Origin of the sequence: Streptomyces sp. WM4235 (genome assembly GCF_001279725.1) — a bacterium.
GTDB lineage: Bacteria > Actinomycetota > Actinomycetes > Streptomycetales > Streptomycetaceae > Streptomyces.
Genome location: NZ_LGDE01000198.1, coordinates 1 through 1,072 on the forward strand (window position 1 = coordinate 1; position 1,072 = coordinate 1,072).

1 protein-coding gene and 1 pseudogene are annotated in these 1,072 nt (G+C 68.9%); one reads left to right on the top strand and one right to left on the bottom strand.

Annotated elements, in window-relative coordinates:
* Positions 1-178: pseudogene (locus ADK55_RS40970) on the bottom strand (histidine kinase); the annotation flags it as partial.
* Between the two features lie 11 nt (positions 179-189).
* On the opposite strand from ADK55_RS40970, the gene ADK55_RS15645 reads away from it, so the two are divergent.
* On the top strand, positions 190-1,072 hold an 883-nt coding region (locus ADK55_RS15645), incomplete at its 3' end, for a cation:dicarboxylate symporter family transporter (protein ID WP_159041407.1).

The following is a 1,072-nucleotide window of genomic DNA, read 5'->3' on the forward strand; positions in this document are numbered from 1 at the left end:
CGGCGAGGACGACGGCGACCAGCAGCACCTGCATGGCGAAGAGCTGGCCGGCGAGGCTGCGCGGCGGTCGGGGGAAGCGGAACATGGCGCTCAGTCTGCACCTGGCCGTGAACTCAATGAACGCAAGGGTGACCGGGGTCACAGGGTGGGCGATGGTCTCCCGGAACGCAATCACCACCAGGAGGCATCGTGGCCGCCAGGCGCGACAAGACCCACTATCTCTACATCGCGGTGATCGCCGCGGTGCTGCTCGGCATCGCCGTGGGCTTCGCCGCCCCCGGCGTGGCCGTCGAGCTGAAGCCGCTGGGCACCGGCTTCGTCAACCTCATCAAGATGATGATCTCGCCCGTGATCTTCTGCACGATCGTGCTGGGCATCGGCTCGGTGCGCAAGGCCGCGAAGGTGGGCGCGGTCGGCGGTCTGGCCCTCGGCTACTTCATGGTCATGTCCACGGTGGCGCTGGCCATCGGCCTGCTGGTGGGGAACCTGCTGGAGCCGGGCAGCGGACTGCACCTGACCGAGGCGGCGCGCAGCGCCGGCGAGGCGCAGGCGAAGGCGGGCGGGGCGGAGAGCACCCAGGAGTTCCTGCTGGGGATCATCCCGACCACGATGGTGTCCGCCTTCACCGGGGGCGAGGTGCTCCAGACGCTGCTGGTGGCGCTGCTCTGCGGTTTCGCCCTCCAGGCCATGGGGCGCTCGGGCGAGCCGGTGCTGCGCGGCATCGGGTACATCCAGAAGCTGGTCTTCCGGGTGCTGGCGATGATCATGTGGGCGGCCCCGGTGGGTGCCTTCGGGGCCATCGCGGCGGTGGTCGGCGCCACCGGCGTCGACGCGCTGAAGTCCCTGGCCGTGATCATGATCGGCTTCTACACGACCTGCCTGCTGTTCGTGTTCGTGGTGCTGGGCACGCTGCTGCGGGTGTGTACGGGGATCAACGTGTTCTCCCTGCTGCGCTATCTGGGTCGGGAGTTCCTGCTGATCCTGTCGACGTCCTCGTCCGAGTCGGCGCTGCCGCGGCTGATCGCGAAGATGGAGCACGTCGGGGTCTCGCGACCGGTGGTCGGCATCACGG